This window comes from Clostridiales bacterium (assembly GCA_012512255.1).
Taxonomy (GTDB): domain Bacteria; phylum Bacillota; class Clostridia; order Christensenellales; family DUVY01; genus DUVY01.
The window spans coordinates 1-2,938 of sequence record JAAZDJ010000065.1 but is presented as its reverse complement, the minus strand read 5'-3'; the positions used below and the strand labels follow the sequence as shown (position 1 = coordinate 2,938).

The 2,938-nt window shown below is 44.2% G+C and carries 1 protein-coding gene and 1 pseudogene; both read right to left on the bottom strand.

Annotated elements, in window-relative coordinates; genetic code table 11:
• Nucleotides 1–1,075: SpoIVB peptidase (gene spoIVB, locus GX756_03425; protein NLC16909.1), on the bottom strand; the 1,075-nt coding region annotated here is incomplete at its 3' end.
• A 119-nt stretch (nt 1,076–1,194) separates the two neighbouring features.
• Nucleotides 1,195–2,892 (bottom strand): annotated as a pseudogene (recN, locus tag GX756_03420) (DNA repair protein RecN).
• Nucleotides 2,893–2,938: the final 46 nt, after the last annotated feature.

Sequence of the window (2,938 nt, the reverse complement as noted above, 5' to 3'; positions counted from 1 at the left end):
CAATCATCCAATCCAAATAAACGCCAAAACCTTTTGTCGGGTCGTTGATAAACACATGGGTTACCGCGCCCACAAGCTTGCCGTTTTGGATTATGGGGCTGCCGCTCATGCCTTGGACTATCCCACCTGTCTTTTGGATAAGCTCCTCGTCAATAACCCTTATAACCATGCTTTTTTCTTCGCTGGTTTTTTGGAAGCTTGTTTTAATGATCTCTATGTCATACTCTTTGATTTCATTGTCTATGGTGGCGATTATTTTGGCCCTGCCGGGTTTTACCGCGCGCCTTTTGCATATCTCAACGGGCTTGGGATATAACGGATTGGCTATTTTGTCATCCATTACGCCAAAGACCCCGAACTTGTTGTTTTTCTTGATTGAACCTAACCTTTTGCCTTCTTTTAGGAATACGCCTTTTATCTCGCCGGGCGCGCCCTTTTGGCTTTTTTTGATGCCGATTATGCTGCATTTGTATATATCGCCGCTTCTTACCGGGACCATTGTTAAAGTGTCGGGGTCGCAAATGGGATGTCCCAGCGCGCCAAAATAATAGCCGTGCTTGGTCTGTTTCATAAAGGTTATTGTGCCTATGCCCGCGGCGCTGTCTCTTATCCACAGCCCTAATTTGTACCTGCCGCTTGAGGCGTCGCAAGCCGGCGTGATGAGGGTTGTCAGCTGCTTGTTGTTTCTTATGTATTTTAAAACCAATTTTTGTCCCGCGTTTTCTTGCTTGTTTATTATTTGGTCCAAAGAAACCACGTTGTCTATTGCCTCGCCCGCTATTTCTACCAAAATATCGCCCGGCGCCAGCCCCGCCGCTTTGGACGGGGCGAGTTGTCCGTCCGGGGTCGTTATATCGGTTACGCCTATGATAATCACGCCCTGGGACTTAATAGTCATTCCGATAGGCATGCCGCCCAAGTAAACCTGTTCGGGCTTTTTGGCTTGGGCGCTCGCGCTAAGCTCGCAAGAAATATAAAGACTGTCTTGATATGTAATTTTTGCTATATTTATAATTAATGCGGTCAATAAAACCGCAAATAAAAAACAAATACTTGTCTTTAAAATTCGCGCCATACCTTAACCTCGCAAAATTAAATTTAGAGTATTCTTAGTTTTGGTCAGCAAAGGAATTTTAATTCAAAGTATTTGTTTCTAAATATTGGTCATTAAAAAAACTTGGGAAAAAAATAAAATCAAAGATTTTGTTTGAAATTATCGCTCCACTCTTTGAGTTCTTTGGCGTGTTCTAAAGACAGCGCGCTTGTCTCATGCCCGCCCAAAAGCCTGGCGATTTCTTTTATGGTCTTTTCTCGGTCAAGTTTTTGGACCTTGGTATAAGTCTTGCCGCCGTCTTCTTGTTTGTAAATCAAAAAGTTATGGTCCGCCATGGCGCATATGCCCGCCAAGTGTGTTATGGTAATTACTTGGCGCGCCCTTGACACGCACGCCAGCTTATTGGCGATGGCTTGCCCTATTTTGCCGCTTATGCCCGTGTCAATCTCGTCAAAAATCATGGTGTCTATATCGTCGTGCTTGGACAATATCATTTTTAGGGCTAGCATTATCCTGGACATCTCGCCGCCCGAGGCGATTTTTGCCAAAGGCTTGGACGGCTCGCCTAAATTCGCCGAAAAATAAAACTCCGCCTTGTCAAAACCGTCCGCCCCGATTACATCGACAAACGAGTCTTGGTCGGGAATGTCCGAAAACTGTATCTCAAACGAGCTTCCCGACATCCCCAAATCATTAAGCTCGCTTTTTACATCCTTGCAAAACTCGGCTGCGCCTTCCCTTCTTTTTTGGGACAATAGCGCGGCTTTTTGGTATAGTTCTTCGCCTATTCTTTTTATGTCAATTTTTAGTTGTTCTATAATCTCGGCGCTTGAGGAAAGTCTTTTGTATTCGTTTTGGGTCTTTTGCAAAAATTGATTGATTTCTTGCAAAGTAGCCCCGTATTTTTTCTTCAGGTTTTTTATTTGGTCAAGGCGGCTTTCTATCTTGTCCGCCGTTTTTTCGTCATAGTTTAAGCTTTCGGCGTTGTCTTTTAGCAAGGCGACAATATCGTCTAGTTCGTATTGGACGGATTGCAATCTGTCGTATAACGATTGATAAACGGGGTCATAGGACGAAATGCCGCCCAAAGCGCTGACCGCCTCCGATACAAGATTGCTGGCGCCGTTTGCGCCGCCCAAAAACTCGTAAGAGTGGCTCAGCCCGCGCATTATTCGTTCAAAATTAATAATCTTGGCGCGCTCGTCCAACAGCTGCTGTTCTTCGCCCTCTTTGAGATTGGCTTGGGTGATTTCGTCTATTTGGAACTTTAAAAGGTCAAGCATGCGCTCCCTTTCGGCGTCCGTCATCCCGAAAGAACTTAACTCAAAGGCAAGTTTTTTGTATTCATGATAAAGATTGGCCACTTGGGCCTTTAGCCCGTCCAAATCCTTAATATACGCGTCCAATAGTTTTAGGTGGAATTTGGGCTTTAAAAGCGATTGGTGCTCATGCTGGCCGTGAATGTCCACCATTGATTCTGTGATATTTCTAAGCATGCCCAGCGTGACTAGGCTGCCGTTGACGCGGCATTCGGTCCGACCTTCTTGGTTTAATGTTCGGGATATTATAACGGTGTTGTCTTCGCTTGGGATGCCCAAAGATTTTAGTTGTTCTTGGATATTTGGATTTACTTTAAAAACGCCCTGGACAAATGCTTCCTGTTCTCCGCTTTTTAGAAGCGTTTTGTCCGTTCGCGCGCCTAATAAAAAATTAAGCGAGTCAACTATTATAGACTTGCCGGCGCCCGTTTCGCCGCTTAGAACGACAAGCCCGCTGTCAAACGACAATTCAAGTTCTTTGATAATGGCTATATTTTTAATGACAAGGGTAAGCAACATATATAAAAAATTATATCATATTATCTAATAATGTCATGTAATTTTT